A 1966-nucleotide genomic window follows, 5' to 3' on the forward strand; every position below is an offset into this window, starting at 1 on the left:
TCCTCCGGGAACGCCGAACTGCGCGCCGACGCGCGCGCCGAGCCCCCCGAGCCGCCCGAGCCACCGCCGAAGCCCGAGACGCCCGAGCTGCCGCCGAAGCCCGAGCCGCCCCCGAAGCCGGAGCCGGTGGGGTCGGCGGAGCCGTCGGGCAGGCCCGCCTCCTGGGCGGACGTCGAGGCCGCGGTGGCGGTCGGCACAGAGTAGTGTGCGGAATCGTCGGTGGAGGCCTGCGGGTCGGGGAACCCGCAGAAGTCGCAGTAGCCGTCGACGTAGTGCCCCGGGCAGCCGGTCTGGTCGCACGGTCGCATTCCCGACCTCGTCGCCGAACTCATCGCCGAACCGCCTCCCGTGCCGCGCCACCGTTCGCCGCGGAGCGCCCCGAACCGGCTCGCTCGTGCGCGGCCAGGTAGGACTGTTGGGCCGCCGCGAGGGCGGCCAGCCGGTCGAGGTCGACCGGCGTGCGCTGGAGGGTCTCCTCGGCGCGCCGCGAGAGCTCGGCCGCGTCGTCGGCCGCGTCGCCGGTCAGGGCGGCGGCCTTCGACGCGTACGCCCGGATCTGCCCGGCGAACTCCTCGCGCTTCTCCAGCGCCGCGGAGTAGGCGCGGTGCACGGTCTCCAGGGCGGCCTCGACCCGGTCGAGTCGCTGCAGATAGGCGTCGACGTCGGAGCCGGTCGGCTCGCCGAGCGCGTTGACGTCGGGCACCGCGAGGGTTGGGGCGGGTGTCACGGCGCCCACGGTGCGGGCCGCGAGCCGCTGCAGGGCGTCGCCGCGGGCGGCCAGCTCGTCGCGGCGCTGCCGGGCCGTCGTCAGGTCGTGCTTGGCCTTGGCGCGCTGGGAGGCGGCGACGATGAGGTCGCGCTCGGTGCGGGCGCTCTCCTGTTCGAGGGCCGGCAGCAGGCCGCCGACGTCGGCGCCCCGTTTGGCGCGGTCGGCGACGTCGACGAGTCGCCGGTCGAGGCCGATGAGCACCTGCTCGGCGGAGGCGCGGTTCTTCGCGGGGATCGCGGCGACGAGGTCGCGGATGCGCTCGACGGCGGCCCGCAGGTCGCGCACCCGCGCGGAGACGTCGGGTTCGGCCCCGTCGAGCCGCAGCCGCGCCCGCAGCGAGCCCGCGAGCGTGTCGGAGAGCCGGCACGCCTCGGGGAGGCTGACCGCGAGCGCGCTGCCCTGACCGCCGCGTTGGTCGAGGCGGCCCCAGATGAGCGTCGTGAGCCGGCGGCGTTCGGGCTCCAGCACGCGGCCGGAATCCCACGTGGCGACGAGCAGGTCGTGGCGCCCGGCGACGGCCTGCCACAGCGTCATCGACAGCATGACGTCCGGGGTCAGCGCGTCGCGGTCGGGGGAGCGCAGGCAGGCCTCGTCGAGCTCGTCGAGTTCGACCTTGCGCCGGTCGCGCCACGCTCCGAGGTCGGTGAGGTAGGTGAGCAGGCGCTCGGGGTCGACGTCTTCGCCCATGGCGCCGGGGGCTTGGGGGGCGACCGCGAACTGGCTGCTCATCGGTAGTCCTTGAGTCGTCGGTCGAGGCCGATCCAGGCCAGCACACCGCCCGCGATGCCGGCGAGCAGCGAGAGCCAGGCCCACGGGGCGGCCGGGTCGGGGGTGGCCGGGTCGGGGGCGCTCGTGTTGACGGCGGGCAGCTCGGCGGCGAACGCCGAGTACGCGGCCGCGCTCGTCGTCGTCGCGGCCGTGGCGGCGGCGGTCGCGTTGGAGCCGGCCGTGCCGAGCACCTGCCCGGACTGCGCCGCGTAACTGCGCCAGCTGGTGGCGATGTTGTCGGGAAAGGCCGTCGGACCGGCGGCGAGCAGAGAGTCGACGCGGTTTCGGGCGTCGTTGGCCGCGGTCGACGACGCGGCGACGTCGGCCCCCGGGAGCACGGCGGACAGCTCGGCCGCGCGGGCCTGCCCCGCGGCCGCGCGCACCGCGGCGGTGTCCGACAGGTAGCCGGTGCCCGCCTCGGCGGAGATC

2 protein-coding genes and 1 pseudogene are annotated in these 1966 nt (G+C 76.4%); all 3 read right to left on the reverse strand.

Annotated features, from left to right (window positions below; all coding sequences use genetic code 11):
• Positions 1–308, reverse strand: a pseudogene (locus PINTE_RS23540) (hypothetical protein); the annotation flags it as partial.
• Between the two features lie 20 nt (positions 309–328).
• On the reverse strand, positions 329–1498 hold the full coding sequence (locus PINTE_RS21145; RefSeq protein WP_068434554.1) for a hypothetical protein: 1170 nt from the start codon (positions 1496–1498) through the stop codon (positions 329–331).
• Positions 1495–1966, reverse strand: a 472-nt coding sequence (locus PINTE_RS23545) for a hypothetical protein (protein ID WP_217996681.1), incomplete at its 5' end; no start/stop codon positions are given. The genes PINTE_RS23545 and PINTE_RS21145, both read right to left, overlap by 4 nt.

The organism is Piscicoccus intestinalis NBRC 104926 (assembly GCF_001515525.1).
GTDB classification, from domain to species: Bacteria; Actinomycetota; Actinomycetes; order Actinomycetales; family Dermatophilaceae; genus Kineosphaera; species Kineosphaera intestinalis.

Coding starts and splice junctions, on each gene's coding strand:
- PINTE_RS21145 (WP_068434554.1), bottom strand. CDS start 1,498: ATGAGCAGCCAGTTCGCGGTCGCCCCCCAAGCCCCCGGCGCCATGGGC.